Here is a 26,008-nt window from a genome sequence, read left to right as displayed (position 1 = left end):
CTGCCCATGAAGGACAAGAACCCCCTCCTGCTGCGGGTGCGCCACCCGCCCTCCTGGACGAGCGTGTGGCGCACCCGCAGCAGGAGGGGGTTCTTGTCCTTCATGGGCAGCTTGATGTTGGCCACCAGGTGCTGCGCCCAGCCGCGGCGGCCCCACTTGGCCAGCAGCTGCGCCACTTCCAGGGGGCGCCAGGCCATGTCGCAGAAGAGCCAGTCCGCCGGCTCGTCGGGCGCATAGGCGAAGGCGCTCTCCTGGACGTGCTTGACGCGCGGGTTCCCCGTCAGCTCCGGCATCAGCCGGGCGGGGTCCACCGCCACCACCTTCGCGCCGCGGCTCACCAGCCGCTGCGTCCAGCCGCCCGGCGCCGCGCCCAGGTCCACGCACACGTCGCCGCGCCCGGGCTCGAAGGCCAGCCCGTCCAGGGCCTCCTCCAGCTTCATGGCCGCGCGTGACGGCGCGTCTCCAGCCCGCCGCATGCGCCTGCGCCCTCCCGCCGCCAGGGACACGGCCTCGCGCGCGTGCACGGCGCCCACCACCGTCACGTCGTCCGGCGCCACGCACAGGGAGACCAGCAGGGCCCCGGCCTCCCGCGCCCGCTGGGCGTCCTCCACACGCCGCCCTGGCGGCAGCCTGGCGGACACGGCGGATTCCAGGGCTTCCGCCACGGCCGCCAGGGCGTTGCCTCGTGGGGTGTCGGGCGTGAAGGCCTGCACCGCCCAGGGCGCCCGCCCGGGAAGCGCCAGCACGACCCGGGCCGCGGCTTCAGCGATGGCTTCGGGGCTGGTGGCCGTCAAGGTGGCGGCCACCTGATAGCCCGCGCGCGCGAAGGCGGGCGGAGGGCCAGAGACGGCGTCACTCTCCACCAGGGCCTCGCCCAGCAGGCGGGGCTCGGCGCCGGCCCACTCCAGCTCCTCGAAGAGGTGGGCCTCGAAGCCCGCGCGGCAGGTCCACAGCCAGCGCTCACCCAGGGCAACCTCCTCAAGGAGGAGTACGACGTGTCCACCCACGGCCACCATGACGGGTGGCGCGTGGGCGCCGTCATCGCGGACGTGCAGGGGATGATCAACGTCAACGCCCGCTTCGGCTTCCCCACCGGGGACGCCGTCCTGCGCGCCACCGTGGAGTCCCTCTCCGCGCAGTACCCCGGCGCGAAGGTGGTGCGCATCCACGCGGACGCCTTCGCCGCCCTGCTCGTGCCGACGTCGCAGCTCACCGTGGAGGAGCACCTCGCCGCCCCCACGCGTGAACGGCTGGCGCGGGACGTGCGCCGGGTGCTGCCTCAGGGAACGCCCGACGCGGACGTGCCCTCGTGGACGGTGAGTCTGCTGGAGCTGACGGTGGACGCGCCTTCACACTGGCAGGTGCTGGGACCGCTGCTGTGGGCGGAATTGGAGCGAACCCACGTCATGGAGCGCACCGGCCGCGCGCGGGGACTTCAGCGCAGGCGCATCCGGCTGGATGGCTCCATCCCAGGCCCCGCGACGCTCTGACGCCGTGAGACAGCGCCTGCGCGCCCGGAGCCCCTCGGGCTTCCACGGGAGCGCGTCCCTTCCGTCCGGAGCGAGGCGCCTCGACGAAGCGCCGAGGCGTCATCCTCCGCGCTGACTACTCCTCGAGGATGAACTTGCGCGGGTTCTGCCCGATGCCGTTGACGCGGACCTCGTAGTGGAGGTGCGGGCCGGTGGAGCGGCCGGTGTTGCCGACGGCGGCGATGTGCATGCCGCGCTTCACCTTGTCGCCGGCCTTCACCAGCATCTTCGACAGGTGGCCGTAGCGCGTCTTGATGCCGTACCCATGGTCGATGACGAGCACGTTGCCGTAGCCGCCCTCCAGGCCCGCGAACACCACCGTGCCGTCCGACGGCGCGAAGACCTCCTTGCCGTGCGGCGCCGCGATGTCCATGCCGCCGTGCATGACACGGTCCGCGGTGTACGGGTCCAGGCGCGAGCCGAAATCGCTCGTCACCCAGCCGCGCGCGGGCCAGATGGACGGCGTGGAGGCCAGCAGCGACTTCTGGTCCTGGAAGTAGGCCTGCAGTTCCTGGAGGCTCTGCTCCTGGCGGGTGGCCTCCGCGCTCAGCCGGTCCAACCGGCCCATCAGCGCCTTGGGCGTCTCCGTGGAGGTCAGCTGCGTGAACTGCGTGTCGGTGGCCGGCGCGGACGTGCCCGCCTCGGGCTCCGTGGGGCCCATGGCCAGGTTGCGCTGCGGATCGGACAGCAGCGTCACCGCGCGCAGCTTCTGGTCGAAGCGCTCCACCCGGTCCAACGTGGAGCCGATGTGCTCGATGCGCTCACGCACCGACTTGAGCTGCGAGCGCAGCGTCAGGTTCTCTTCACGAAGGATGCGGTTCTCGGAGGCGTCCGCGGCCACCTGGAAGTAGTGCACGCTCGCACCCACGCCCAGTCCCACCACGAGCATCAGTCCCATCCCCACCTGGGTGAAGAAGGACCGCTGAATGGTGTACCGCTTGACCGGAGCGTCATGGTCCGGAATCACCATCAGTGTGAAGGACTTTTTCGCCACGGGACAGCTCCCCTGCTTGCGTGGGACTACTGGCGCAGCAAGCTAAGTCGCTTGCTCGCGCGCAACACCTCCCCCCGCCGCCTACCCCTCCCGCTTCGTCGCCCACCGGCATTTCGACTCGGCTGGAAACGTTGGGGCAGCTACCACTCAGATTCCAAGAGTGTCAAGGTCAACAGACCCGCAGGGAGGTCTGTCGGCCACGTCCAGACTCTGGGTGCGTCAGGCCTCCACCCGCACGACGATGACGGTGATGTTGTCGTCGCCGCCACGCTCGTTGGCGAAGTCGACGAGGCGCGCGGGGACTTCATCGAAGGTCCGCGCCTTCACCACCGTCTCATGAATCTCCCGGTCCTCCATCATGTTCGCGAGGCCATCCGAACAGAGGAGGAAGACGTCGCCGGGCTCTGACACCAGCCCCATGACGTCCACCTGCACCTCCTCCTCGAAGCCGACGGAGCGGGTGATGATGTTCTTGTAGCGGGAGTGCTTCGCCTCTTCCGGGGTAATCATCCCCGCCTTGATCTGCTCGTTGACCAGCGAGTGGTCCTCGGAGATCTGCTGGATGAGGTCGCCGCGGATGAGGTACGCGCGGCTGTCACCTACATGGGCGAAGAAGACGTGCTCGTCGCGCACCACCAGGGAGATGACGGTGGTGCCCATGCCGGACAGCCGCGCGTCTTCCTGCGCGGCCGTGAAGATGGCCAGACAGGCCCGCTCCACGGCGGTGCGCAGCGCCTCCGGAATCGGAGAGTCCTGGAGGTTCGGGACGGAAAGGAAGGGGTTGTCCTTGCCTTCCCGCGCCCGGCGCATCTCCTTGTCGATGGTCTCCACCGCGATGCGGGACGCAGTACCGCCGCCCGCATGGCCGCCCATACCGTCGGCCACGACGTAGAGCTGGAGCTCATCATCAATGAGGAAGCTGTCCTCGTTGTGATTACGTTTACGCCCGACATCCGTCAGGCCGGCGGAGATTATTTTCAAGCGGGAGGCCGCGGTCTGCCCTGCGGTGCTGGACACACCCGGGATGCTATGTGAGGCCCAAGGATGGGGCAAGGACGCGGATGCACCTGACGCACTTCACGCAGTGCGTCGGAGCCGCCCCCGGGGGGCCCCCTCCGGTCCGGACTCCCTGCGGGCCCGGGTCCCCAGCGCCCTGTTGGCCGAACGCACCAGGGCCTCCGCCGCACCCAGGGCCTCACGCGTCACCTCCACGCCCGACATCATCCGTGCCAGCTCCCGGGTCCGCTCCGCCCCTGCCTCCAGCACCACCACCTCCGAGACAGTGCGCTCGCCCTTGAGGCCCTTGCGGATGAGCAGGTGCGCATCCGCATAGGCGGCCACCTGCGGCAGGTGGGTGATGCAGAGCACCTGACGGTGACTGCTCACGTCCTTGATCATCCGCCCCACCACGTCCGCGATGGCGCCACTGACGCCCGCGTCCGCTTCGTCCAGGATGTAGCACCCGCCCCCGTCGCTGTCGGCCAGGGCCTTCTTGAGCGCCAGCAGCAGTCGGCTCGCCTCACCGCCAGAGGCCACCTTCGCCAGCGCGCGCGGCGGCTCGCCGGGGTTCGCGCTGAAGAAGAACTCCACGTCGTCCGCGCCGTCCGGGCGCAGCGACTCCGACGGCGTCACCCGCACCTCGAAGGCCGCCTTGCCCATGGCCAGCTGCCCCAGGCCCTCACGCACCTGCGCGGCGAACGTCACCGCGCTGGCCGTGCGCGCCCGTGTCAGCGCCGCGGCGGCCTTCCGGGCCCGCTCCTCCACCTTGCGGCGGTCGGCGGCCAGCTCCTCCAGGATTTCCTTCCGGTTCTCCAGCGTGCCCAGCTCCACCTCGAGCTCGCCCTGCTTCTTCAGCAGGCCCTCCAGGTGCGTGCCGTGCTTGCGGCACAGGCGCTTGAGCGCGTCCAGCCGCTCCTCCACGTCCGCCAGCCGCGAGGGGTCCAACTCCAGCCCCTCCACGTAGCGGTTGAGCCGGCGCTGTGCCTCCTCCAGCTCCGACAGCGCGGCGCTCAGCGCCTGCGCCACCGGCGCCAGCGTGTCGTCACACTTCACGGCTTCGTGCACCAGCCCCAGCGCGCGGCCCACCGTCTCCACGGCGGACTGCTCCTCGCCGGACACCAGCAGCTCCGCTTCCGCGGCGTGGCGCTTGAGCTTCTCCGCGCCGCCCAGCCGCTTGCGCTCCGCGTCCAGCCGCGCGTCCTCGCCGGCCTCCGGGTCCAGCCGCGTGATTTCGTCGAGCTGGAAGCGCAGGAACTCGGCGCGCTCGCGCACCTTCGCCTCGTCTCCGCCCAGCGCCTCCATGCGCGCGTCCACCTCACGCAGGCCGGTGTACTCCCGGAAGTAGGCCGCCAACCCCTCCTCCAGGTTGCCGTACCTGTCCAGCAGCACCCGGTGCAGGCCCGAATCAAAGAGGCTGACGTGCTCGTGCTGGCCGGCGATGTCCACCGCCCCGCGCGTGAGCTTGCCCAGCACGCCCACTGTCACCAGTGAGCCGTTGACGTAGGCCTTGCCACGCCCGGTGCGTCCCAGAACCCGGCGCACCAGCACCTCATCCCCCAGGTCCGGCAGCCCCAGGTCCTCCAGCCGGGCCTCCAACGCGGGAGTCCGCGCGAAGACGCCCTCCACGGACGCCTCCTCACAGCCGGCGCGAATGACATCCGCGTCGGCGCGCCCCCCGAGCAAAAGGCCCAGTGCATCCACGAGGATGGACTTGCCCGCGCCTGTCTCACCCGTGAGGACGGTGAGGCCGGCGCCGAACGCCACCTCCACCTCCTCGATCACCGCTACGTTCGAAATCCGCAGACCCAGCAGCACGCGCGCCCTCCAATGTCCGTACGACGGCTCTGGTACCTGAACACCCTAGCAGGTCCGACTGACACTGTACAGGCGTTCGGGTTGAGCGCACGGATGGCGGGCCCCCAAGCTCGCAAGTCCTTAGATTTCCGTGAAGAGCTCCTGGATGTCCTGCTCCGTGAGCGTCCGGCCCAGCTCGTCGGTGTCTCCGCCGAGCACGCCAGCGGCCAGCTCCCGCTTGCGGCGCTGGAGGGCGAGGATCTTCTCCTCCACGGTGCCGCGGGTGATCAGCTTGTAGCTGATGACGGCGCGCGTCTGGCCGATGCGGTGCGTCCGGTCCGTGGCCTGGTCCTCCACGGCGGGGTTCCACCACGGGTCGAAGTGGATGACGTAGTCGGCCGCGGTGAGGTTCAAGCCGGTGCCGCCCGCCTTGAGGGAGATGAAGAAGAGCGGCGGACCGTCCGGGTTGTTGTACTCGTCCACCTTGCCCATGCGGTCCTTGGTGCGACCGTCCAGGTAGAGGTAGCGCAGGCCCTTCTTGTCCGCCTCCTGCTTCAGCAACTCCAGCATCTCCGTGAACTGGCTGAAGACGAGCGCGCGGTGGCCTTCCGCCACCAGGTCCTCCACCAACTGGAGGAAGCGCTCCACCTTCGCGCTGGGCGGCATCAGGGTGCCGGGCGGCATCTTGAGCAGGCGCGGATCGCAGCACACCTGCCGCAGGCGCATCAGCGCGGCCAGGATGGATACGCGGCTGCGCTTGAAGCCCACCTTCTCGATGCTCTCATGCACCTTGCGGCGGCTCTCATCCAGCACCTCGCGATAGAGCGCGGCCTGACCGGGCTCCATCTCGCACCAGGCGACGCTCTCCGTCTTCGGCGGCAGGTCCTTGGCCACCTCCGTCTTCAGGCGACGCAGGATGAAGGGCTGGATGCGGCGGCGCAGCCGGTCCCTCGCGATGTTGTCGTTGGCCACCTGGATGGGCTGCTCGTAGCGGTCCCCGAAGCCATCCGCGCTGCCGAGGAAGCCCGGCATCAGGAAGTCGAAGATGCTCCAGAGCTCCGACAGGCGGTTCTCCAGGGGCGTACCGGTGAGCGCCAGACGCGTCTCGCTGGGGAGCGCCTTGCACGCCTGCGCGGTGGCGCTGCCCGCGTTCTTGATGTTCTGCGCCTCGTCCAGAATGATGTAGCGGAAGCCCACCTGGGACAGCTGGTCCAGATCACGGCGGACCAGCGCGTAGGACGTGAGGACCAGGTCCATGTCCTTCAGGTCCTCGGCCCGCTCCTTGCGGTCCTGACCGTGCCACACCATCGTCTTGAGGCCCGGCGTGAAGCGCTCGGCCTCGCGCTCCCAGTTGGCCAGCACGCTGGTGGGCGCCACCACGAGCGACGGCTTGCGCCCCTCGTCGTTGGCCACCTTCTGCATCAGGCTGAGCGACTGGATGGTTTTTCCCAGACCCATGTCGTCCGCGAGGATGCCGGACAGGCCGTGGCGGCGCAGGAACCAGAGCCAGGACAGGCCCGCCTCCTGGTAGTGGCGCAGCGTGGCCTGGAGCCCATCGGGCACGGACACCTTCGGCACGCCGGCCGTCTCGCGCAGCTCCAGCATCGCCTGGCGCGCCTTGGCCTCCACCTCGGTGAACTCCCCCAGGTCCGCAAGCAGGTCCAACGCGACGGCCTGGTGCAGCGGCAGCCGCGTGCGCGAGCGGCCCGGCAGCGCGCCGGCTTCCTCGAGCAGGTCCGCCACGCGCTTGATTTCGACGGGGTCCGCCTCCGCGAAGCTCCCATCCTTCAGGGGGACGAAGCGGCGGCCGGAGTCCAGCCACATGCGCACCGCGCCCAGGTCCACGGCCTGGTCGTCGGTGACGAACTCCGCATCCAGGTCGAACCATTGCACGCCGCTCATGCCCACGCGGATGCGCGGCTTGAGATTGGGACGCAGGCGCACCTTGGGGGCCTGCACGCCAAAGCGCTCCCAGTCCTCGGGGAGCGAGGCCAGGCCCCGAGCCCAGAACTCCAGCGCGGTGTCGCCCGTGGCGTCGAAGACCTGCGCCTGCGGCTCGAAGCGCAGGCCCAGATCCAACAGCAGCTTCCCCGCGCCGCGCTCCAGCTCCTCGCGACGCCGGTACAGCTTGCGGCTGTCCCCGCCCACGCCGCTGGCGTAGCCCAGGTGCGTGGCCGTGGGGGACACCGGCACCGTCGTGTGGCCGTACTTCGCGGCCAGCTGCACCTTCACGCGCTCGGGGCTGCCCTCCAACGTGAGCATGAAGCGAGGCTCCACGCTCTCGTCCACGTCGATGTCGTCCGCCTTCAGCGCCATGCGGAAGCGCGGCAGGTGCGCGGCGAAGAAGGTCAGCACCCGATCCAGCTGCCCCGAGGGGAAGGACATGCTGGGCTCGAGCAGCCACTTGCGCAGCAGCCGCGGCGGGAAGTCCGGCTCCACCGGGTGCAGGTTCTGCGCCTGGATGACCCAGGTGCGCCGGCCCGACAGGAGGATGACGTCCTTGAGCGCGTAGCTCGCGTTGTCCGGGAAGAGCAGCTCGATGCGCGCGGTGGCGCCGTCCGGGCGGGACTCCAGATGAATCTGGGGCCGCACCGGCACCTCGGTGTTGATGAGCGCCGTGCCACGGTAGATGACGCGGCGGTGGCGCAAGAGCTCCAGCGCCTCGCTCAGCTCCTCGTCGGACAGGACCAGGCGCGAGTCATAGCGGTGCTCGTGGCGCGACAGCAGCATGAAGACGCGCTCGTCCGCGGGGGAGATGCGGCCCCCCGTCTGCAACAGGCGCTTGACGTGGATGGGGCCCTTCGTCTGCGCGTCCTGCCGGCGCACGTCGACGATCCACTGCCGCGTGCTGCCGTTCCCCGTGCTGGCGGCCGTGAGGCGGTAGAAGAATTCGTAGTCGGGCTGAGAAGACAGACCGAGCCAGCTCTCCACCTTGGCCAGGGCCGGGAGGCTGACCGGGTCGCCGCCCGACTGCATCGGCTCCACATGGGGCTCGTCATCGACGACGGCCTCCTTCGGCTCGGGAGCGGCGGCGACAGGCTCCGCCGGGCGAGGTGCGGGCGGTCCGGGCGGACGGAAGCGCGCGGCGTAGATGAGTGCCGCGGCCACCACGTGCTTGCAGTGGGGGCCTTCGACATTCCACGACGGGCAGGTACAGGTCGACGTGGCTCGGCCGTTACCCAGATGCAGGGCCGTCTGATACCGCTCGCCGGACGAACCGGCGACCTGGGCGCTGATGCGGTCCCCTTCACGATTGAGGCCGAAGACGCGGCGCGACTCCGCCACCTCTCGCCCCTGCTTGAAGGTCGCGGGTTGAACTTCGGCCTTCAGGGCACGGAGCCACTGGGTGTCCTGAGGCGGGAGGATCTCTCGAATATCGGCGGTGGATTGCACGGCTGGCACAGGCCCCAGGCTCCAAATCGCCGGGGAACCCGTTGAACTACCACAGCAACGAGGCTCCCGGTCGCGGGAAAAATCAATGCGTCCGCCAGCAGAGTCCGCCGCTGGCATCAAGCTGTGAGAGCATCAACCCCCGCCATGGCCCGGACCGTCCGCTTTCGCGCCTCCGAAACTCGCCCGCTCTTCGGGGAAGCGTCCGGCGCGCCGAGCCGACGCGCCGCCCCTCCCCCCAGAGGCGGGTCTCCCACCTGGGAGGCCATTTCGCGCGGGAACTGCTCCCGGCGGGCAGGGGTTCGTCGCCATGGAGACAGAGCAGGCGGCCGTCCGAGCCACCCGCCTCCCGGTCCTCCCCTTCCCCGCCCTACCGCTTTTCCTCCCCCGCTGGAGCGCACGCCATGAACCTGCCCGTCCCGAGCCTGACCGATACCACCCTCGTCGCCGACCTGAAGGCCCGGCTCCGGGACGTGCCGGACTTCCCCAAGCCCGGCATCGTCTTCAAGGACATCACCCCCGTGCTGGCGGACCCGCGCCTGTTCGGCCGCGTCGTCAACGCCATGTCGGCGCCCTTCCGGGGGCAGCACGTCACGAAGGTGGTGGGCGTGGAGGCCCGAGGCTTCCTGCTGGGTGCCCCCATCGCCCTGGCGCTCAACGTGGGCTTTGTGCCCGCGCGCAAGCCGGGGAAGCTGCCGCACCGCTCGGTGGTGGAGCGCTACTCGCTGGAGTACGGCTCCGACGGCGTGGAGATGCACGAGGACGCCATCCTCCAGGGCGAGCGCGTGCTCGTCGTGGATGACGTGCTGGCCACGGGAGGCACGGCGGAGGCCACCGCGAAGCTGGTGTCCCGGCTCGGCGGCGAGCTGGTGGGCTTCAGCTTCCTCCTCAGCCTGGACTTCCTCGAAGGCCCCAACCGGCTGGGGCGCGAGCGCGTGACGACGCTGCTGACCTTCTGAGCGGCGCTTGCAGACGGTGAAGCGCTCCGGCGGCTCCCGCCGGAGCGCGACGCCGCGCTGGGGCTACGGCACGGGCGGGGGGATGAGCGGCAAGCAACCCGGGTAAGCCGGCATGCAGTACGGGAGGTTCGGCCCGGGGCAACACACCTGTGAGCCGCTACACGTTCCGCTCGTCGAGCACTTCGGACGGCAGGGCGCCGAGGTCTGGGTCCGGTATTCATAGACGCAGGTACCGCCATTGCCACAGAGCGAACCCGAGGGAGCCCCCGGCAGACAGAGGCTGATGGCGCTCTCCTGGACGCCCAGGTCCTCGGAGACGGCCGTCTCCAGCTCCGTCCCACCGCAGCCCGCCAGCAGCACGGCGACCGCGAGCACACAGCTCCCCATGAGCGACTTCAGTTGCATGTGAATATCTCCTGCCGGGGTCATCCCGGGAAACGAAGCAGGATAATACGCGAAACATGAAATAACTGAGACAGCGGCCCTCCGCCCGGCCGGATTGGCCCCTGCCGTGTCGCCTGCTGACATGCAGGCCGGGCCTGCGCACCCTCCGACGAGAACCAACCGACGCTTCCACGGAGGGGACGACATGCCGAAAGTACACACCCGCGGCGGCGCCCGCATCCGCTACGACGACGTAGGCCAGGGCGAGCCCGCGCTCCTCTTCATCCCCGAGTGGTGCACTACCCGGGCGAGCTTCCAGAAGCTGCTTCCCCGCTGCTCCGCCTTCCGGCGCGTCTTGTCCGTGGACATTCGCGGGCACGGCGAGTCCGAAGGAGGCGGCGCCGACTTCGACAGCACCACGGTGCTGGAGGACCTGCTCGCCGTCATCGAGGCCAGCGGCGCGCGGCACATCGTCCCCGTGGCCATGTCCCACGCGGGCTGGTGGGCGCTGGAGTTGCGGCGGGCGTTGGGCCCCGCGCGGGTGCCGCGGATGGTGCTCTTGGACTGGATTGCCACGGAGCCCCGCCCGGCCTTCCTCCGCGCCGTGCGAGGACTCCAGACGGAGCGCTGGCGCGAGGTGCGAGACGGCCTGCTCCGGGGCTGGCTGAAGGGGCTCGACGACGACGCCATCCGCCGCTTCGTGCGCGATGACATGGGCGCGTTCGACGAGGCCATGTGGGCCCGCGCCGGGCGGGAGATTGACGCCGCCTACGCCCGCGAGCGCTCTCCACTGCGAGCGCTCGCGACGCTGGAGCCCATGCCGCTCACGATGCACCTGTATGCGCGGCCGGAGTCACACGACTACCTGGCGGCGCAGGTGGACTTCGGCGTGGAGCATCCGGGCTTCCACGTGCTGAAGCTCCCCGCCACCAGCCACTTCCCGGCGCTGGAGGTGCCGGACATGGTGGCCGCGGGCATCGAGGCGCTCGTCTCCGCGCGCGAGGTCGTCATCCACGCGGGCGCCGTTCCAGCCTGAGGCGGCGCGGGGGCTACCGCAACCCCAGGGCTTCCTTCATGCCATCGGTGCGCTCCCGGGCGCGCCACATGGCGATGCGCCGGAGTTCGGGTTCCACGGGCAGCGGCATCCACGCCAGGTACCGGGCACCGGCGTCGCCGTCCTTGAACTGCCCGCTCGCGACGACCGTCGTCCGGTGCTGGAAGGCCTCCTCCCAGGGGGCGCACCCCGACATGGAGAACTTCTGCACGGTGTCGTCCTTCGCTTGCGTCCAGGCGATGCAGGGGAATTCGGAGCAGTCCACCACCACCACGTCGAGCCCCATGCCGCACTCGTTGGCGGCACGGAAGGCCACGCGCTCGAAGCCCTTGGGCGTGAAGGGCTCGGGCAGTTCGGGCAGCTCGGGCGCGAAGGCGAGGGGCCGTTCTTCGGGCGCCGTGTCCTGCTCGGACCTGGGCTCGACCGAGGGAGGCGTGACCGGCTCCGGGAGCCTGCGAAGCACGGTGGCTTCACGTGCCACCGCCGACGCGGTCACGGACGCGTCCCGCTTCGGAGCCTCCAACGGACGAGGTGCGGGGCGCGCGGCGGGTGCGACAGCGGCGGAGGCCTGGACGGCGGCTTCCCCGGCCGGCACGGCCGGCACCTGCGACGTGACGGAATCACTGCTGAACCAGACCCCGGCGGAGAATGCCAAGGCCACGACGAGCCCCAGGAGCGCGAGGCGAAGCAGTTTCATGGCCACACCTCATTCATCGAGAATGAACTTCACGGGGTGCCCCGCCGCGCCGAAGTAGCCCGCGGGCACGTCCTTGCCGGGAACGAGCGTGAGCGCCGCTCCTTTCTTCTTGAGGACCGCGCGCTTCAGGGAGGCGGTCTCTCCCAGCAGCCCCACGGAGACCTCGTAGCTCCCAGAATCATTGCGAGTCGTCACCACGCGCAACATGCCCTTCCAGTCAGGCCAGCGCACATGGACCTCGTTTCCGGACTCGGCGCGGAGGGCGGTAGTCCCCCGGCCATCCTGCACCTTCAGGGCGACCATCTTCGCGTCGCAGGAAACAGGCGGGTCATTGGGGCCGCACGGCGGCGGCAGGGCCCCGGCATGCCCAGACAGAGGCCCACCATGACTCCCGTCAGCATCACCCCGCGGCAGCGGCGGGCGGTTCGTGTCATGCGCCCCACGCTAGCAGCGGCCCCCAGGGGCAGGTGGGGTTGACGCCCAGCTCTACCCTGCCTATAAGTTGGTCAACCAACCAATAAACAGGTCACCATGCCCCGTCCATCCAACACCGAGGAGCGCCGTCAGCAGATTGTCGCGGGCCTGCTGAAGGTCATGTCGGAGCGCGGCTACGAGCGCGCCTCCGTGGGTGAAATCGCGAAGGCGGCGGGGTTGAGCCCAGGGCTGGTGCACTACCACTTCAGCGGCAAGCAGGAGATTCTCCTCACGCTGGTGGAGCAGCTCGCGGCGCGGGCGCGGCAGCGGGTGGCGGCGCGGCTGGAGCGGGTGAAGGGCCCGGACGCCCGAGCTCGCGTGGAGGCCTTCGTGGAGGCCTTCCTCGCCACGGGCGACGACGCGGCACCAGCGGCCGTCGCGAGCTGGGTCACCATCAGCGCGGAGGCCATCCGTCAGCCCGAAGTCCAAGCCGTCTACGAGCAGGTGGTGCGCGCCGACCTGGAGCACCTGACGTCGCTCGTCGCCGCCGTGGTGGGGCGGCGCAAGGCGCCCGCGCTGGCGGCCGGGCTGTTCGCCGCCGTGCAGGGCTACTTCGTGCTCGCCGCCAGTGTCCCGGGGTTGGTCCCCGCGGGCTCCGCCGCCAGCACGGTGAAGCGCATGGCCGCGGGGCTGCTGGACTCGGCCGGCGCGAAGGAGGACGCATGAGGACGGCCACGAAGCTGGGGCTCCTCTCCAGCCTCTACCTGTCGCAGGGGCTCCCCTTCGGCTTCTTCACCCAGGCCCTGCCCGTGCTGCTGCGCCACCAGGGCCTGTCGTTGCCCTCCATCGGCCTGGCGCACCTGCTGGCGCTGCCCTGGGCGCTCAAGTTCCTCTGGGCCCCGCCCATGGACCGGCACGGCTCGGCGAGGTGGGGCCGGCGCCGCGGCTACATCCTGCCGCTGCAGTGCCTGTCGTCGGGGCTCCTGCTGGCGCTCGCGCTCCCTGAAGGCGGCATGGACACGCGGCTGCTGATGGCCGCGGTGCTGGGCATCAACCTCCTGGCCGCCACGCAGGACGTGGCCACCGACGGGCTGGCGGTGGAGTTGCTCGCGCCGTCCGAGCGCGGCTGGGGCAACGGCGTCCAGGTGGCGGCCTATCGCGTCGGGATGATTCTGGGCGGAGGCGTGATGCTCGCCGTCTTCGACGCGGTGGGCTGGCGCCCCACGTTCCTCGCGCTGGGCGCGCTGCTGCTCCTGGCCACCGTGCCCATCGCCCTCTTCCGCGAGCCCCCCACCGCGCCTCCGCCCGCGCAGAGCCTGGGCCTGTGGTGGTGGCTGAAGCGGCCAGGGGCCGGCGCGTGGCTCACGCTGCTCGTCGTCTACAAGGCGGGGGAAGCCCTGGCCACCGGGATGCTGCGCACCTTCCTGGTCGACGCGGGCCTGTCGCTGACGGCCATCGGCTGGATGCTCGGCGGCGTGGGCTTCACCGCGGGCCTGGTGGGCGCGCTGCTGGGAGGCGGCCTGGTGGTGCGGCTCGGGCGGCGGCGGGCGCTGCTCGTCTTCGGAGTCCTCCAGGCCGGCGCGGTGCTGCTGTACGCCCTGGTGGCCCATGGCGCCACGTCCCTGCCCCTGCTCACCCTCGTCTGCGGCGTCGAGCACGTGGCCAGCGGCATGGCCACCGCGGCCGTCTTCACCGCGATGATGGACGCCTGCCGGCCGGAGCACGCCGCCACGGACTACACCGTGCAGGCCTCCCTGGTGGTGCTGGCCACGGGCGCCGCCGCCGCGCTGAGTGGCTTCAGCGCCCAGGCCCTTGGCTACGCCGGCCACTTCATGCTGGCCGCGTTCCTGTGCGCGGCGGGCACGCTGTACGCCGCCCTCACCTTCCACCCGCCCCGGAGCCTGGCCTCCGAGGCCGCTCCCGAGGTGTCGTGATGACCATCGCCGTCTACGCCGGCAGCTTCGACCCCGTCACCGCCGGCCACATGTCCGTTGTCCGGCAGGCGGCCCGCCTCTTTGGCCACGTCGTCGTGGTGGTGGCCGTCAACCCGGACAAGGAGAGCCTGCTGTCCGCCGACGAGCGCGTGGCCCTCCTGCGCGAAGCCGTGGCGCACCATCCCAACGTCACCGTGGCCCGCACGCAGGGGCTCATCGTCGACTTCGCGCGGGACATCGGCGCCAGCGTCCTGCTGCGCGGCGTGCGCGGCGCCACGGACGCCCAGTTCGAGACGACGCTGGCGCAGAACAACCGCGCGCTGGCGCCCGAGCTGTCCACCCTCTTCCTTCCCGCCGAAGCCCACCTGGCCGAGGTGAGCAGCAGCGGACTCAAAGCGCGCGTGGCGCGCGGCGAGGACGTTTCCGCCTTCTGTCCACCGGCCGTCGCGGCGAAGCTTCGGGAGCGACTCGACCCTTCCCTCCGGAGCCTGCCTTGAGCCTGTCCTTCCTCACCCTTGGCATCGGCGACGCCTTCTCCGCCCTGCGCTATTCGTCCTGCTTCGCCGTGGAGGCGGAGGACCAGGTCCTGCTGGTGGACTGCCCGCACCCCATCCGGAAGATGATGCGCGAGGCGTCCGAGTCCTCCGGCGTGCCCCTGGACGCGGACCGCGTCAGCGCCGTGGCCCTCACCCACCTGCACGCGGACCACGCGTCGGGCCTGGAGAGCCTGGGCTACTTCTCCTTCTTCGTGCTGCAGCGGAAGCTGGAGGTGCTGGCCCACCCCGCCGTCGCGGACCGGCTGTGGGAGGGCAACCTGGCCGCGGGCATGGAGTGCCTCATCGAGCGACGCGGGGAGGCGCCGAACGACAAGCACTTCGAGGACTACTTCGACCACACGCCGCTCTCCACGGAGACCGCCGTGCGGCACGGGCCCTTCCTCATCGAGAGCCGGATGACGTACCACCACGTCCCCACCACCGCGCTGCGCATCCACGCGGGGGGGCGCTGCCTGGGGTACAGCGCGGACACCGCCTACGATGAGGGCCTCATCGACTGGCTCTCCAAGGCGGACCTCATCATCCACGAGACGAACTACGGCGTGCACACGCCCTACGAGAAGCTGGCGGCGCTGCCCGCCGAGCTGCGCGCCCGGATGCGGCTCATCCACTACCCGGATGACTTCGACACCAGCGCGAGCGTCATCGAACCACTCGCGCAGGGCCGGCGCTACAACGTCTGAGGCGCGAACAGACGCCCGGGAGACTCCACCCCGGGCGCCCGGCGCCGTCAGGCGCTACTGCGAGAAGATGACCAGCGAGTAGGGGCCGATGGCGAACGACGCGTTGTGCGACAGGCCGTCCTTCGCGCCGCTGTAGGCCACGGTGTCAATCGACGCCGTGTTGCCGAAGTCGCCCGAGTACCCGTTCCAGTCGCTGTTGAAGCGCGTGTACCACATGCCCCCGCGCGGGAAGCCGATGTTGTAGCTGGGGAAGTACGTGCCGCTGAAGTTGGCGACGATGACGACGTCATCCCCGGGCCCGCCGCTCTCCCAGCGGTGGTACGCAATCACCTTGCCGCTGTTGTTGACGTGGTGGACGTTGACGTTGCCGCCGCGCAGGCCGCGCGTGTTGTTGAACCAGTTGCGGCGCAGGCGGATGAGGTCGCGGTACAGCGTCCGGATGCCGCCGTAGGTGCTGTTCTTCCCCCAGTCCACCGGGTCCGTGTCCTGGAAGTAGCCGTCCTCGAGGAACTCCTGGCCCTGGAAGATCATCGGGATGCCGGGCGAGGTGAAGACGACGCCCGCCGCCAGCGTGGAGCGCTTCTTGGCGGCCCAGCTTCCCGCGTTGCCCGGCCAGATCTCCTCCGGGACGCGCGCCTTGCCGTTGGCCACCTCGTCGTGGCTCTCCGAGTAGATGACGCGCGCGGTGTGCCGCCCGCTGTAGCGCTGGGTGATGGCGGTGCGCACCGCGTTCATGTCACGGCCGCTGTCGTTCGGCGCGATGACCGCCGCGCGGATGGCGTGCACGAAGTCGCCGCCCCACTGCGAGTCGAAGTCCGCGCCGCCCGCGGTGTCGGACGAGGAGCCGTTGGTGATGGAGTCACCGCCGCCGAAGTCCTCGGCGATGCTGATCTTCCAGGGCTGCGTGGAGTTGATTTCCCGGTTGATGGAGCGGAACACGCGCCACGCGTCGGGGATGGCGGTGGCGTCGCTGCCATTCTGCGTGCGCATGTACTTGGTGGCGTCCCAGCGCAGACCGTCACCACGGAAGTTGTGGAGCAGGTTCATCATCGAGTCGCGGATGTACGCGCGCACCTCGGGGCGGCCGTAGTCCGGACGCGTGTCCCCCCACGGCGTGCTCTTGCGGGAGTCGTTGTAGAAGTACTCGCCGCCCGAGCCGAGGCAGTCGCCGCTGTAGCACCACATGGGCAGGTCGCTGGGGCCATAGTGGTTGTGCACCACGTCGAAGATGACGCCGATGCCGCGCATGTGCGCCTCGTCCACGAAGCGCTTCATGTCGTTGGGGTGGCCGTAGGCGCTCTCCGGCGCGAACGGGAAGGCCGCGTTGTAGCCCCAGGAGAAGTCACCGGCGAACTCGTACGCGGGCATGACCTTGACCATGTTCGCGCCCAAATCCCGGACGTGGTCGAGCCTGGCGATCGCGCTGTTCCAGTTGCCGGGGCCCCAGCCGGGCGAATCATTGAACGTGCCGACGTGCAGCTCGTAGATGATCATCTCGTTGAAGGCCGGCGTGCTGAACTGCTGCGCGTTCCACCAGTACTCGCCGTGGTCGTAGATGATGCTGGAGCCGGTGGAGTTCTCCTGCCACGCCGAGCGAGGGTCCGCCCGCCACGCGTCGCTGCCCCACTGGTTGCGGGTGATGAACTTGTACTTCTGGCCCTTCACCGCGCCCGCCACGTCGCCGGAGAAGTTGCCGTTGAACTCGTTGCCCAGCTCAATCCAGGTGCCCCAGCCATTGAAATCACCGGAGACGAACACCCGGCTCGCCAGCGGTGCCCAGGTCCGGAACGTGGTGCCCCCCGCATAGACGGTGGCGCCCATGCCGGGCCGCGTGGACGAGCTGAGCTGCTGGCTGATGACGGCCGTCTCTTCCGTCGAACCCTGCTGCGCTTCGAACGCGGACTCCCCGCAGCCGGCCATCAGACCGGCCAGCAGGAGCGCGCCCCACCTGTTGCAGTGCATCATGGATGACAACCTCCCTTGGTCAGGGAGCGTCCTAGCAACCGGCGTGAATCCAGCGCAAACGGCTCTACCCGGAATCTGTAACTTTCCACCATACCGAGTCGCGTTGGATGTATCAGTCGGGACACCCGGGTCGCTGTGTGACACGGCGCGTGAAGTCCCCGGTGCTCGCCATCCACGCCTGAGTGCGATAGGCCCCGCACGTTGCGCCCCACCCAGGGAGCGCGCTGGGGAGAGCGACGCACGATGACGAAGAAGACCGCGCTGGCCCGACGTGAGGCCCTGCTCGCGTTGGCCGCCGTCCTTGCCAGCGGATGCGCCACGAGCGCCCCTTCCCCTACACCCACGCAGCCCTCCGGCACGGTGCGCCTGACGCTCCTGCACCTGGCGGACGTCTATCAGGTGCAGGCCGTCGAGGGAGGACGGGGAGGGATGGCCCGCGCCGCCACGCTGCGCAAGCAGGTGCTTCGCGAGACGCCCCACGTCCTGACGGTGATGGGGGGCGACACGCTGTCTCCGTCCGTGGAGTCGCTGGTGGAGGTGGACGGCAAGGCGCTCAAGGGGCGGCACATGGTGGACGCGTGGAATGCGTTCGGCCTGGACTACGCGGTGCTGGGCAACCACGAGTTCGACTTCGGCGACGACGTGCTGCGCGAGCGCATCCGCGAGTCCCGCTTCACGTGGCTTGGGGCCAACGTGCGGGACGCGAAGTCGGGGGGGCTCTTCGCGGGCGTGCGGGCCTCCGCGGTGCGCGAGCTGGGTGGCATCCAGCTGGGCCTCTTCGGCGTGGTGCTCCAGGAGACGAAGGGCACCACCAAGGCCGGCAAGGACACGCTCTTCGGGGACGTCTGCGAGGCGGCCCAAGGCGCGGTGGCGAAGCTGCGCGAGGCCGGCGCCCAGGTGGTGGTGGCCCTCACCCACCTGACGGCGGACCAGGACCGGGCGCTCGCCCGCTGCGTCAGGGTGGACGCGGTGCTGGGGGGGCATGACCACGAGGCGCTGGAGGACCGAAGCACGGGCACGCCCATCTTCAAGGTAGCGGCGGACGCGGTGGACCTGGGCAGGCTCACGCTGGACGTGGACGCGGCGACGGCCACGGTGCGCCAGGTGACGTGGCAGACGCTGCCGGTGACGCGCCAGGTGCCGGAGGACGCGGCCTTCAACGCGGCGATGCAGCCCTACGCCGCGCTGTTCAACCGGCTGTCCGAGCGCGTGGGCCGCACCCCGGTGGCGCTGGAGGCGCGGTCCGCGCTGGTGCGCACGCAGGAGACGAACCTGGGCTCGTTCGTCGCGGATGCCTTCCGCGCGGCGGCCGGGGCGGACGTGGCGCTGGTCAACGCCGGGGCGCTGCGCGCGGACGCGGTGCTGCCCGCGGGCGGGGTGACGCGGCGGGATTTGCACGCCATCTTCCCCTACGCCGATGAGCTGGTGGTGCTGGAGGTGAAGGGCGACACGCTGCGCGCGGCGCTGGAGAACGGCGTCAGCCTCAGCCGCGAGGACTCACGCCCGGGCCGCTTTCCGCAGGTGTCCGGGCTGGCGTTCACCTTTGATTCGGACCGGCCCGCCGGACAGCGGGTGCTGGGCGTGAAGGTGGGCGGCAAGCCGCTGGACACCGCGGCCACGTACCGGCTGGCCACGCTGAGCTTCCTCGCCAGCGGCAAGGACGGCTACGACATGCTGAAGAACCAGCCGTCCACACCGGCCAGGGTGACGGGCAACTCGCCGCTGGACGTGCTGGCGGAGGCGTTCCGCACCGGCACGCCGTCACCGCATGCCCAGGCGGATGGCCGCATCTCCCGGCTTGGCACCGGCGCGCTGGCGCCTGACGCGCGTCAGCCGCGCGCGCCGCTGAAGTAGGACGGGCGCGGCGCTCAAGGCGCCGTCCAGCCTCGCACGCGATACACCGCGCGCCCCGCCAGCTCGCGCAGGGCGTCGGTGCTCAGGTTGAGCGCCCCTGCCCTCGGCAACCAGCTCATTCGCCGCAGCGGCGTCTTCGACGCCCGGGAGTCCACCGGCAACAGGTCCGGCCGCAGCCCCACCGCCGCGAAGCACCCCGCGGCGCGCGGCATGTGCGCGGCGCTCGTCACCAGCAGCAGGGACTTCCACCCGCGCTCCTGGATGATGCGCGCCGACTCCACCGCGTTCTCCCGCGTATTGCGGCTGCGCCCCTCCGTGACGATGCGCCCCTCCGGAATGCCCCACTGCTGGAGCTGCCGGCGCAGCACGTCCGCCTCCACCACCGCCTCGGGCCTCGGGTCCAGCGAACCGCCGGAGAGGAGCACCTGCCGCGCCCGGCCCTCGCGCAGCAGCTCGAAGCCCCGCAGCACCCGCTCCACCGCCGCGTTGTACTCCGGCACGCCGGTGCGCTCCGTGGCGGATGGATCCAACCCGCCCCCCAGGACGATGACGGCGTCATACGGGGTGCCCGGCTGGAAGGTCCGCGCCGCCCCCGCCTCCGTCGCCCGCATCAGCCCCATGGCCACCGGTTCAATGGAGAAGGCGTACAGCACGCCCCCGCCCAGCACGCTCAGCACCCGCGACAGCCGCTCACGGCGCCGCCGCAGCCCCCAGGCCGCCAGCCACAGCAGCAGCGCCCAGGAGAGCGGCGCCAGCAGCAGGTCCAACACCTTCGACAGGAACAGGAACACGGCGCCCGGCGCCCCTCAGCGCTCGCCCCAGTGGAGCTTCTGCCGGAGGATGGAGAAGTAGGCCACCTTCGGGTTGCGCACCAGGTTCACCCGGTTGGGCGAGCGCACCACCTCGATGCAGTCCCCGCCCTGGAGCCCGTGGCCCGTCTGCCCGTCAATGGTCAGGTACGTGTCCGCCGTCTCACTGCGCAGCGTCACCCGGATGGTCCGGTCCGCCGGCACGACGATGGAGCGCTGCGTGAGCGCATGCGAACAGATGGGCGACAGCACGGTGCAGTCCACGGACGGATGGACGATGGGCCCGCCCGCCGACAGCGAGTACGCCGTGGAGCCGGTGGGCGTGGCCAGGATGACGCCGTCCGACTTGTAGGTCGTAATCGGCACCCCGTCGATGGCCGTCTCGTGGTCCGCGATGCGCGCCAGCGCGCCCTTGTTGATGACCACGTCATTGAGGACCTCGTCCTCGATGAGCACCCTGCCGCCGCGCAGCAGCCGGCAGGTGAGCTTCATCCGGGAGTCCACCTGGGAGCGCCCCGCGAGCACCTGGTCCAGCATGGGGTACAGCTCTTCCACCGGGACTTCCGTCATGAAGCCCAGGCTGCCCAGGTTGACGCCCAGAATGGGGACCCCGCGGCCGCCCAGCAGGCGCGCCGCGTAGATGAGCGTGCCGTCACCGCCCAGCACCACCATCAGGTCCGCCCGGGCCACCAGCTCCCGGTCATCCACCCGCGGCCAGCCCAGCTCATGGGCCAGCGAGCGGTCCGCCAGCACCGTCAGGTGGGGGTACCGCTCACGGATTTGAGCCGCGAGCGCTGCCGCCTCGGGCTTGTCCCTCTTCGCGACGATTGCCAGGGTCTGCACGCAACCCCGTCTTCTAGTCCAGGAGGGCCCCGGGCGGGCATTGGAAACGCCCGGGTGCCCGCCGGCTGACACACGTCAGGACGCGGCTTCCAGCGCCTCGCCGTCGTCCTGGGAGGCCACGCGGGGCTTCATGGACCGGCCGGCCACCTCGTACTGCTTGAGCAGACGGCGGAAGTTGGAGCGGTCCACGCCCGCCGCGCGCGCGGCGCTGGAGACGTTCTGGTTGTTCTTCTCCAGCAGCGCGGACAGGTACCGGCGCTCGAAGGCGCGCATCGCCAGCCGCTTGGCCTGGGCGTAGGGCAGGTGTGCCAGGCTGAACACCTCCACCGTGGAGTCCGGCTGGGGCGCGGACTGGAAGCCCGGCGGCAGGTCCTCCACGTCGATGACCTCGTTGCCCGTCAGCACCACCGCGCGCTCGATGACGTTCTCCAGCTCGCGCACGTTGCCCGTCCACCGGTTGCAGGTGAGGGCCTCCATGGCGCGCGGGGAGATGCCCGTCACCTTCTTGTCCGCCTTGGAGGCGTAGACCTTCAGGAAGTGGTGCGCCAGCAGGGGCACGTCCTCGGGCCTGTCCCGCAGGGGCGGCAGGTCGATGGTGATGACATTGAGGCGGTAGAAGAGGTCCTCGCGGAACTTGCCCTGCTCCTTGGCGCGGGACAGGTCCACGTGGGTGGCGGCGATGACGCGCACGTCCACCTTCACCGGCTCGTTGGCGCCCACGCGTTTGACTTCACCCTCCTGGAGCACGCGCAGCAGGCGGACCTGGGTGGCCGGGGGCACGTCGCCAATTTCATCCAGGAAGATGGTGCCGCCGTCGGCCGCCTCGAAGAGGCCCTTCTTGTTGCCGGTGGCGCCAGTGAAGCTGCCCTTCACGTGGCCGAAGAGCTCGCTCTCCAGCAGCGTCTCCGTCAGCGCCGAACAGTTGACGGCCACGAAGGGCTTGTCCTTGCGCGCGCTGCGGTAGTGGATGGCGCGGGCCACCAGCTCCTTGCCGGTGCCGCTCTCACCCTGGATGAGCACCGTGGCCGTGGAGTGGCTCACCGTCTCCACCAGCTTGAAGACGGAGCGCATCTGCGTGGACTGGCCGATGAGGTCCTCGAACTGGCTGCGGACCGTGAGGGCCTCCTCCAGCGCGCGGGTGCGGTCCTTGAGCGCCTTGCGCTCGGCCGCCTTGGCCACCGTGAGGCTGACCTCGTCGATGTTCTCGAAGGGCTTGGTGAGGTAGTCGTACGCGCCCGCCTTCACCGCCTCCACCGCCGTCTCCACGGTGGCGAAGGCCGTCATCATGATGACCTCCACGTCCGGGCGGTCGGCCTTGATGCCGCGCAAGAGGTCCATGCCGGACAGGTTGGGCATCTTGATGTCGAGGACGACCACGTCGATGGTGGGGTCCTTGGCCGCCGTCAGGCCCTCCACCGCGTCGTCAATGGCCACCACCGGGTGGCCCTCGCGCTGGAGAATCTGCGTCACGGCCTTGAGGACGACGGAGTCGTCATCCACGACGAGGACTTTGGCGCGCTTGACTTGGTTCACGGCAACCTCTCCAACTGCAGGGGGATGGGCAGAAAAACGGTGAAGCAGGAGCCTTCGCCGACCTGGGTGTCCACGTGGAAGCTGCCCGCGTGGTCCTGGACGATGCGGTAGGCAATGGAGAGCCCCAGGCCGGTGCCTTCACCCGGGGCCTTGGTGGTGAACGACGGCTCGAAGATGCGAGGCAGGTGCTTCTGCTCGATGCCCGTGCCGGTGTCCGTCACCGCGAAGAAGCAGCGGTCGCCTTCGCGACCCGTCACCAGCTTCAGCTTGCCCTCACGCGTGGGCAGCGACTGGAGGCCGTTCTGCAGCAGGTTGAGCACCACCTGCGCGAGCTGGCCGGGATCGCCGTACACCTGGGGCAGGCCGTCCGCGAGCCCCAGCGACAGCTCCACCGTGGGCATGGACTTGAGCTGCGCGCGGAACAGCACCGCCGCGTCCTCCACGCACTTGGAGAGGTCGAAGGGCCGCCGGTCCTCCACGCGGCTGTGGCGGCTGAACTTGAGCAGGCTCTCCACGATGCGCTTGCAGCGCAGCGCGCTCTCCTCGATGAGGCCCAGCGACTCCAGGTCCGCCTTGCTGCGGCCCGCGTCACGCGACATCAGCTGCGCGAAGGCGAGGATGCCGCCCAGCGGGTTGTTGATTTCGTGCGCCACCCCGCCGGCGAGCTGGCCCACCGCGGCCATCTTCTCCGTCTCGATGAGCCGCCGCGTCATCGACTGCTCCTCGGTGACGTCCCGGTAGGTGCAGACGACGCGCTCGTCCCCCGTCATGGGGTAGGCGGCCACCACGAAGGTGCGCCCACCCTGGCGGACCTCACCGCGCGCGCCCTTGCCGCTCTCCACCGCCGCCGGCAGCGGGCAGCCCGTGCAGGGCTCGTTGCGGCCGAAGAGGTAGCGGTAGCACGTCGTGTCGGAGGGAATCTCCTCGATGGAGCGCCCCGCCACGTCCGCGTACGCGAGGTTCGCCCGCCGCACCGCGAAGTCCCGCGCGCGCACCACGCACAGCGGCGTCTCCATGCAGTCGAAGGACAGCTCCCACTCGCGCTTGGCCTGGCTGAGCATGCGCGTGCGCTGGGCGACGCGCTCCTCCAGGTCCGCGTTGAGCAGCTTCAGCTCCGCGTTCTGCGCCTGCGTCACCGTGTAGAGCCGCTCGTTCTCCGCCTGGAGCGCGTACTGCTCGAAGGCGCTCTTCACCGTCAGCACCAGGTGGCTGTCGTTCCAGGGCTTGGAGATGAAGCGGAAGATCTCCGACCGGTTGATGGCCTCTTCGATGGCCTGCTGGTCCGCCTGGCCCGTCAGCATGATGCGCTGGGCCCGCGGCTCCTGCTGCTTCACCCGGGTCAGGAAATCGACGCCATTCATCCCCGGCATGCGGAAATCGGAGATGACGACCTCGGGGTGGAACGCCTCCACCGCCCGCAGGCCCTGCTCGGCGTCCGTCGCCGTCTCGATGTCCCAGTCACCGCGGCGCAGCACCCGGCGGATGGACTTGAGGATGTTCTCCTCGTCGTCGACCAGGAGCAGCCGCCCTCGTGGCGATTCGGCCGGCTGGCCGTGGACATGTGCGGCTTGAGAACCCATGAATTGTTTCCGCCCCTGGACAAGTGCAATGGCCCTGCCAGCAGGAACTCCCTGCCCAACAGTCTGGAATCACGGGCCTTGACATTTCCCTGGCGCGAAACAACAACGGGTCTCATTGGACCCATCCCCACCAAATGGGTCAATATGGACCCCGGGTCTTTGACCCGGGCTAGGTTCCGAGCGGACCGACCGGGAGCTGGGGATGGAGGCAGATGCGATCCCTGCCATCCCGTTTGGCCTGGTAGAGGGCCTCGTCGGCCGTCAGGAGCAGCTGCTCCGGGGTGAGGACGGTGCGGTGAGGGAAGCTGGAAACCCCAAATGAGGCGGTGACTTGCAGGCCGTCCTCCACCTCCAGCCGCAGGGCGCGGAGCTCGCGGCGGACACGCTCGGCGACGGTGAGCGCCCCGGTGAGGTGGGTGCGGGGCAGCAGCACCGCGAACTCCTCTCCGCCATAGCGGGCCACCAGGTCCGTCTCGCGCACGCCCCGGGTGAGCGCGGCGGCCACCTCGCGCAGCACGCCGTCGCCCGCGGAGTGGCCGTACTTGTCGTTGATTTCCTTGAAGTAATCCAAGTCCAGCAGGATGAGCGCCAGGGCGTCGTCGTAACGCTGGGCGCGGCGGAACTCCTCCCTCAGCCGCTCCTGGAAATGCCGGTGGTTGTGGACGCCCGTGAGGCCGTCCGTCGACGACAGCCGCTGCAGCTCGCTCACCTGGGCGGCGAGCGCCTCCATCCGGGTCTGCGCGGACAGGGCGCGATGCACCCGGGCCACCAGTTCATCCGGCGCCCATGGGTCAAACATGACTTCAGCACCACGACGAAGGGCCTCCAGCCAGAGGTTCCTGGGCTCGGGTGGGGTCAGGAGCACCACGGGGGGACCCACCAGGCCTTCCCCGGGTATCAGGCGTTCGAGCAGGTCCAGGCTGGCCTGGGCGTCCGCGCCCGGGCAGAGCACCACCAGCGAGACCTCCCGCGCCAACCTCGGCACCTCCGGGCCGTGGGCGGTGATTCGGAGGGCGAACTCCTCCGGGCCCAGCGCGCGGGCCAACCGAGGCAACGTCGACTGCGAGTCGTCCACTACCAGCAGGGTGAAGGGCCTGGAGTTCACAGTGTCCCCGCAAAATGATGATTTCACGGTAGCACAGGCCTGCGGCGGAGTGCGACCCCTGCCATTGGATAAAAACAGGATTCTCTGCTAGCGAGCCGCCAACTCCGCAGGTCCGTCCGCCGAGGTCCCCCGTGGCCCAATACCCGAGCATCAGCCTGTTCTTCCCGGCCTGGAACGAAGAGGACTACGTCGAGCGTGCCGTCAGCCGGGCGCTGGAGGTCCTCCCGGCGCTGACGGACGACTTCGAAATCATCGTCGTCAACGACGCGTCCACGGACCGCACCCGTGACGTCTGTGAGGCGCTGGCCCTGAAGGTTCCCCAGCTTCGTGTCATCCACCACCCCGTGAATCTGAAGCTGGGTGGCGCCATGCGCACGGGGCTGGCGGCGTCGACGAAGGACATCGTCGTGTACTCCGATGTGGACCTGCCCTGGGACATGCGCGAGCTGGAGCGGGCGCTGCACCTGATGTCGTACCTGGAGGCGGACATGATTTGCGCCTTCCGGTTCGACCGCACGAGCGAGGGCCCCAAGCGCATCGTCTACTCGTTCGTCTACAACCTGCTCATCCGGTCGCTGTTCGACATCCAAATCAAGGACGTCAACTTCAGCTTCAAGGTGATGCACCGCCGCGTGCTGGAGGCCATGGAGCTGCACAGCCAGGGCTCCTTCATCGACGCGGAGCTCGTGGTGAAGGCCATCCGCCAGGGCTTCCGCGTGTTCCAGATGGGCGTGGACTACTTCCCGCGCACGCGCGGCGTGTCCACGCTGGCCTCGCCCTCCGTCATCGCGAAGATGGTGCGCGAGCTGATGCGGCTCTACCCGAAGATGCGCGCGCCGCAGCCGCCGGTACATCCGGTGCGCCTGCCACCCTCCGTTCAGCAGCTCCACGCGGCGGCGCCGGGCCGCGCGGCGCGAGGCTGAGCCCTTCG

The 26,008-nt window shown here is 69.9% G+C and carries 22 protein-coding genes and 1 pseudogene; 9 read left to right on the top strand and 14 right to left on the bottom strand.

Annotated elements, in window-relative coordinates:
• A partial coding sequence (locus HV824_RS15335; protein ID WP_368738065.1) for an SAM-dependent methyltransferase occupies positions 1-1,007 on the bottom strand: 1,007 nt, incomplete at its 3' end.
• Here HV824_RS15335 and HV824_RS15330 point away from each other — a divergent pair.
• Positions 954-1,490, top strand: a pseudogene (locus tag HV824_RS15330) (GGDEF domain-containing protein); the annotation flags it as partial. The gene HV824_RS15335 and the pseudogene HV824_RS15330 overlap by 54 nt on opposite strands.
• 115 nt (positions 1,491-1,605) lie before the next feature.
• Here HV824_RS15330 and HV824_RS37965 read toward each other — a convergent pair.
• From HV824_RS37965 to HV824_RS15310, 4 genes are all read right to left on the bottom strand, one after another.
• The gene (locus tag HV824_RS37965) at positions 1,606-2,523 is read right to left on the bottom strand and encodes a M23 family metallopeptidase (protein ID WP_176410345.1); all 918 of its coding nucleotides are present in this window, start codon (positions 2,521-2,523) and stop codon (positions 1,606-1,608) included.
• A gap of 219 nt (positions 2,524-2,742) precedes the next feature.
• Positions 2,743-3,540: a Stp1/IreP family PP2C-type Ser/Thr phosphatase gene (locus HV824_RS15320; RefSeq protein WP_176419213.1), complete on the bottom strand. Its 798-nt coding sequence runs from the start codon at positions 3,538-3,540 to the stop codon at positions 2,743-2,745.
• A gap of 60 nt (positions 3,541-3,600) precedes the next feature.
• Complete coding sequence (gene recN, locus HV824_RS15315) at positions 3,601-5,337, bottom strand: DNA repair protein RecN (protein ID WP_176419212.1); 1,737 nt, start codon at positions 5,335-5,337, stop codon at positions 3,601-3,603.
• A 120-nt stretch (positions 5,338-5,457) separates the two neighbouring features.
• Positions 5,458-8,709, bottom strand: a complete 3,252-nt coding sequence (locus HV824_RS15310; RefSeq protein ID WP_176419255.1) for a DEAD/DEAH box helicase — start codon at positions 8,707-8,709, stop codon at positions 5,458-5,460.
• A 401-nt stretch (positions 8,710-9,110) separates the two neighbouring features.
• Between HV824_RS15310 and HV824_RS15305 the strand changes: the two genes are divergently transcribed.
• On the top strand, positions 9,111-9,665 hold the full coding sequence (locus HV824_RS15305; protein ID WP_176420202.1) for an adenine phosphoribosyltransferase: 555 nt from the start codon (positions 9,111-9,113) through the stop codon (positions 9,663-9,665).
• 63 nt (positions 9,666-9,728) lie between these two features.
• Here HV824_RS15305 and HV824_RS15300 read toward each other — a convergent pair whose 3' ends face one another.
• Entirely contained in the window at positions 9,729-10,070 is a 342-nt protein-coding gene (locus tag HV824_RS15300; protein WP_176420200.1) for a hypothetical protein, read from the bottom strand.
• Positions 10,071-10,254: 184 nt separating this feature from the next.
• Here HV824_RS15300 and HV824_RS15295 point away from each other — a divergent pair, with 184 nt between their 5' ends.
• On the top strand, positions 10,255-11,085 hold the full coding sequence (locus HV824_RS15295; protein ID WP_176420198.1) for an alpha/beta fold hydrolase: 831 nt from the start codon (positions 10,255-10,257) through the stop codon (positions 11,083-11,085).
• Positions 11,086-11,098: 13 nt separating this feature from the next.
• Here HV824_RS15295 and HV824_RS15290 read toward each other — a convergent pair whose 3' ends face one another.
• Positions 11,099-11,800, bottom strand: a complete 702-nt coding sequence (locus tag HV824_RS15290; protein WP_255208055.1) for a hypothetical protein — start codon at positions 11,798-11,800, stop codon at positions 11,099-11,101.
• Positions 11,801-11,809: 9 nt separating this feature from the next.
• The gene (locus tag HV824_RS15285) at positions 11,810-12,103 is read right to left on the bottom strand and encodes a hypothetical protein (protein ID WP_176423590.1); all 294 of its coding nucleotides are present in this window, start codon (positions 12,101-12,103) and stop codon (positions 11,810-11,812) included.
• A 228-nt stretch (positions 12,104-12,331) separates the two neighbouring features.
• Here HV824_RS15285 and HV824_RS15280 point away from each other — a divergent pair, with 228 nt between their 5' ends.
• Genes HV824_RS15280 through HV824_RS15265 form a run of 4 tightly spaced genes read left to right on the top strand, consistent with a single transcriptional unit; the run spans position 12,332 to position 15,388 of the window.
• Positions 12,332-12,940: a TetR family transcriptional regulator gene (locus HV824_RS15280; protein ID WP_176423596.1), complete on the top strand. Its 609-nt coding sequence runs from the start codon at positions 12,332-12,334 to the stop codon at positions 12,938-12,940.
• Positions 12,937-14,148, top strand: coding sequence for an MFS transporter (locus HV824_RS15275; RefSeq protein WP_176423595.1), 1,212 nt, complete (start codon positions 12,937-12,939; stop codon positions 14,146-14,148). The genes HV824_RS15280 and HV824_RS15275 overlap by 4 nt, the downstream gene beginning before the upstream one ends.
• The gene (gene coaD, locus HV824_RS15270; protein WP_140794461.1) at positions 14,148-14,645 is read left to right on the top strand and encodes a pantetheine-phosphate adenylyltransferase; all 498 of its coding nucleotides are present in this window, start codon (positions 14,148-14,150) and stop codon (positions 14,643-14,645) included. Before HV824_RS15275 ends, coaD begins: the two co-directional genes overlap by 1 nt.
• Entirely contained in the window at positions 14,642-15,388 is a 747-nt protein-coding gene (locus HV824_RS15265) for an MBL fold metallo-hydrolase (RefSeq protein WP_176420195.1), read from the top strand. The genes coaD and HV824_RS15265 overlap by 4 nt, the downstream gene beginning before the upstream one ends.
• A 54-nt stretch (positions 15,389-15,442) precedes the next feature.
• Here the strand turns inward: HV824_RS15265 and HV824_RS15260 are convergent, their stop codons facing one another.
• A complete protein-coding gene (locus HV824_RS15260) occupies positions 15,443-17,353 on the bottom strand; it encodes an alpha-amylase family glycosyl hydrolase (protein WP_176420194.1) in 1,911 nt (636 codons plus the stop codon).
• 243 nt (positions 17,354-17,596) lie between these two features.
• Here HV824_RS15260 and HV824_RS15255 point away from each other — a divergent pair, with 243 nt between their 5' ends.
• On the top strand, positions 17,597-19,207 hold the full coding sequence (locus tag HV824_RS15255; protein ID WP_176420193.1) for a bifunctional UDP-sugar hydrolase/5'-nucleotidase: 1,611 nt from the start codon (positions 17,597-17,599) through the stop codon (positions 19,205-19,207).
• Between the two features lie 14 nt (positions 19,208-19,221).
• On the opposite strand, the gene HV824_RS15250 is transcribed toward HV824_RS15255, so the two are convergent.
• The 5 genes from HV824_RS15250 to HV824_RS15230 all read right to left on the bottom strand — a co-directional run bounded on the left by HV824_RS15250 (position 19,222) and on the right by HV824_RS15230 (position 25,077).
• Positions 19,222-19,998 (bottom strand): YdcF family protein, encoded by a 777-nt coding sequence (locus tag HV824_RS15250; RefSeq protein WP_176420192.1) that lies wholly within the window; start codon positions 19,996-19,998, stop codon positions 19,222-19,224.
• A 15-nt stretch (positions 19,999-20,013) separates the two neighbouring features.
• Positions 20,014-20,859 carry an NAD(+)/NADH kinase gene (locus HV824_RS15245; RefSeq protein WP_176420191.1) on the bottom strand — a complete coding sequence of 282 codons (846 nt, stop codon included), beginning with the start codon at positions 20,857-20,859 and terminating at the stop codon, positions 20,014-20,016.
• A 75-nt stretch (positions 20,860-20,934) separates the two neighbouring features.
• Entirely contained in the window at positions 20,935-22,392 is a 1,458-nt protein-coding gene (locus HV824_RS15240; protein WP_176423594.1) for a sigma-54 dependent transcriptional regulator, read from the bottom strand.
• Entirely contained in the window at positions 22,389-23,972 is a 1,584-nt protein-coding gene (locus tag HV824_RS15235; protein ID WP_176420189.1) for a response regulator, read from the bottom strand. Before HV824_RS15235 ends, HV824_RS15240 begins: the two co-directional genes overlap by 4 nt.
• Positions 23,973-24,141: 169 nt before the next feature.
• Complete coding sequence (locus HV824_RS15230) at positions 24,142-25,077, bottom strand: GGDEF domain-containing protein (RefSeq protein WP_368738064.1); 936 nt, start codon at positions 25,075-25,077, stop codon at positions 24,142-24,144.
• 131 nt (positions 25,078-25,208) lie between these two features.
• On the opposite strand from HV824_RS15230, the gene HV824_RS15225 reads away from it, so the two are divergent.
• On the top strand, positions 25,209-26,000 hold the full coding sequence (locus tag HV824_RS15225; RefSeq protein WP_176420186.1) for a glycosyltransferase family 2 protein: 792 nt from the start codon (positions 25,209-25,211) through the stop codon (positions 25,998-26,000).
• Positions 26,001-26,008 lie beyond the last annotated feature (8 nt).

It is taken from the genome of Myxococcus sp. AM009 (assembly GCF_013372605.1).
Classification (GTDB): Bacteria; Myxococcota; Myxococcia; order Myxococcales; family Myxococcaceae; genus Myxococcus; species Myxococcus vastator.
Note: the sequence above shows the minus strand (reverse complement) of the source record. Positions and strands in the feature narration are given on the sequence as shown.

Bases quoted from the DNA above. Each gene is read 5' to 3' on its own strand.
- HV824_RS15290 (WP_255208055.1), bottom strand. From the start codon at position 11,800: ATGAAACTGCTTCGCCTCGCGCTCCTGGGGCTCGTCGTGGCCTTGGCA.
- HV824_RS15255 (WP_176420193.1), top strand. From the start codon at position 17,597: ATGACGAAGAAGACCGCGCTGGCCCGACGTGAGGCCCTGCTCGCGTTG.
- HV824_RS15295 (WP_176420198.1), top strand. From the start codon at position 10,255: ATGCCGAAAGTACACACCCGCGGCGGCGCCCGCATCCGCTACGACGAC.
- coaD (WP_140794461.1), top strand. From the start codon at position 14,148: ATGACCATCGCCGTCTACGCCGGCAGCTTCGACCCCGTCACCGCCGGC.
- HV824_RS15305 (WP_176420202.1), top strand. From the start codon at position 9,111: ATGAACCTGCCCGTCCCGAGCCTGACCGATACCACCCTCGTCGCCGAC.
- HV824_RS15280 (WP_176423596.1), top strand. From the start codon at position 12,332: ATGCCCCGTCCATCCAACACCGAGGAGCGCCGTCAGCAGATTGTCGCG.
- HV824_RS15285 (WP_176423590.1), bottom strand. From the start codon at position 12,103: ATGGTCGCCCTGAAGGTGCAGGATGGCCGGGGGACTACCGCCCTCCGC.
- HV824_RS15300 (WP_176420200.1), bottom strand. From the start codon at position 10,070: ATGCAACTGAAGTCGCTCATGGGGAGCTGTGTGCTCGCGGTCGCCGTG.
- HV824_RS15260 (WP_176420194.1), bottom strand. From the start codon at position 17,353: ATGATGCACTGCAACAGGTGGGGCGCGCTCCTGCTGGCCGGTCTGATG.
- HV824_RS15275 (WP_176423595.1), top strand. From the start codon at position 12,937: ATGAGGACGGCCACGAAGCTGGGGCTCCTCTCCAGCCTCTACCTGTCG.
- HV824_RS15235 (WP_176420189.1), bottom strand. From the start codon at position 23,972: ATGGGTTCTCAAGCCGCACATGTCCACGGCCAGCCGGCCGAATCGCCA.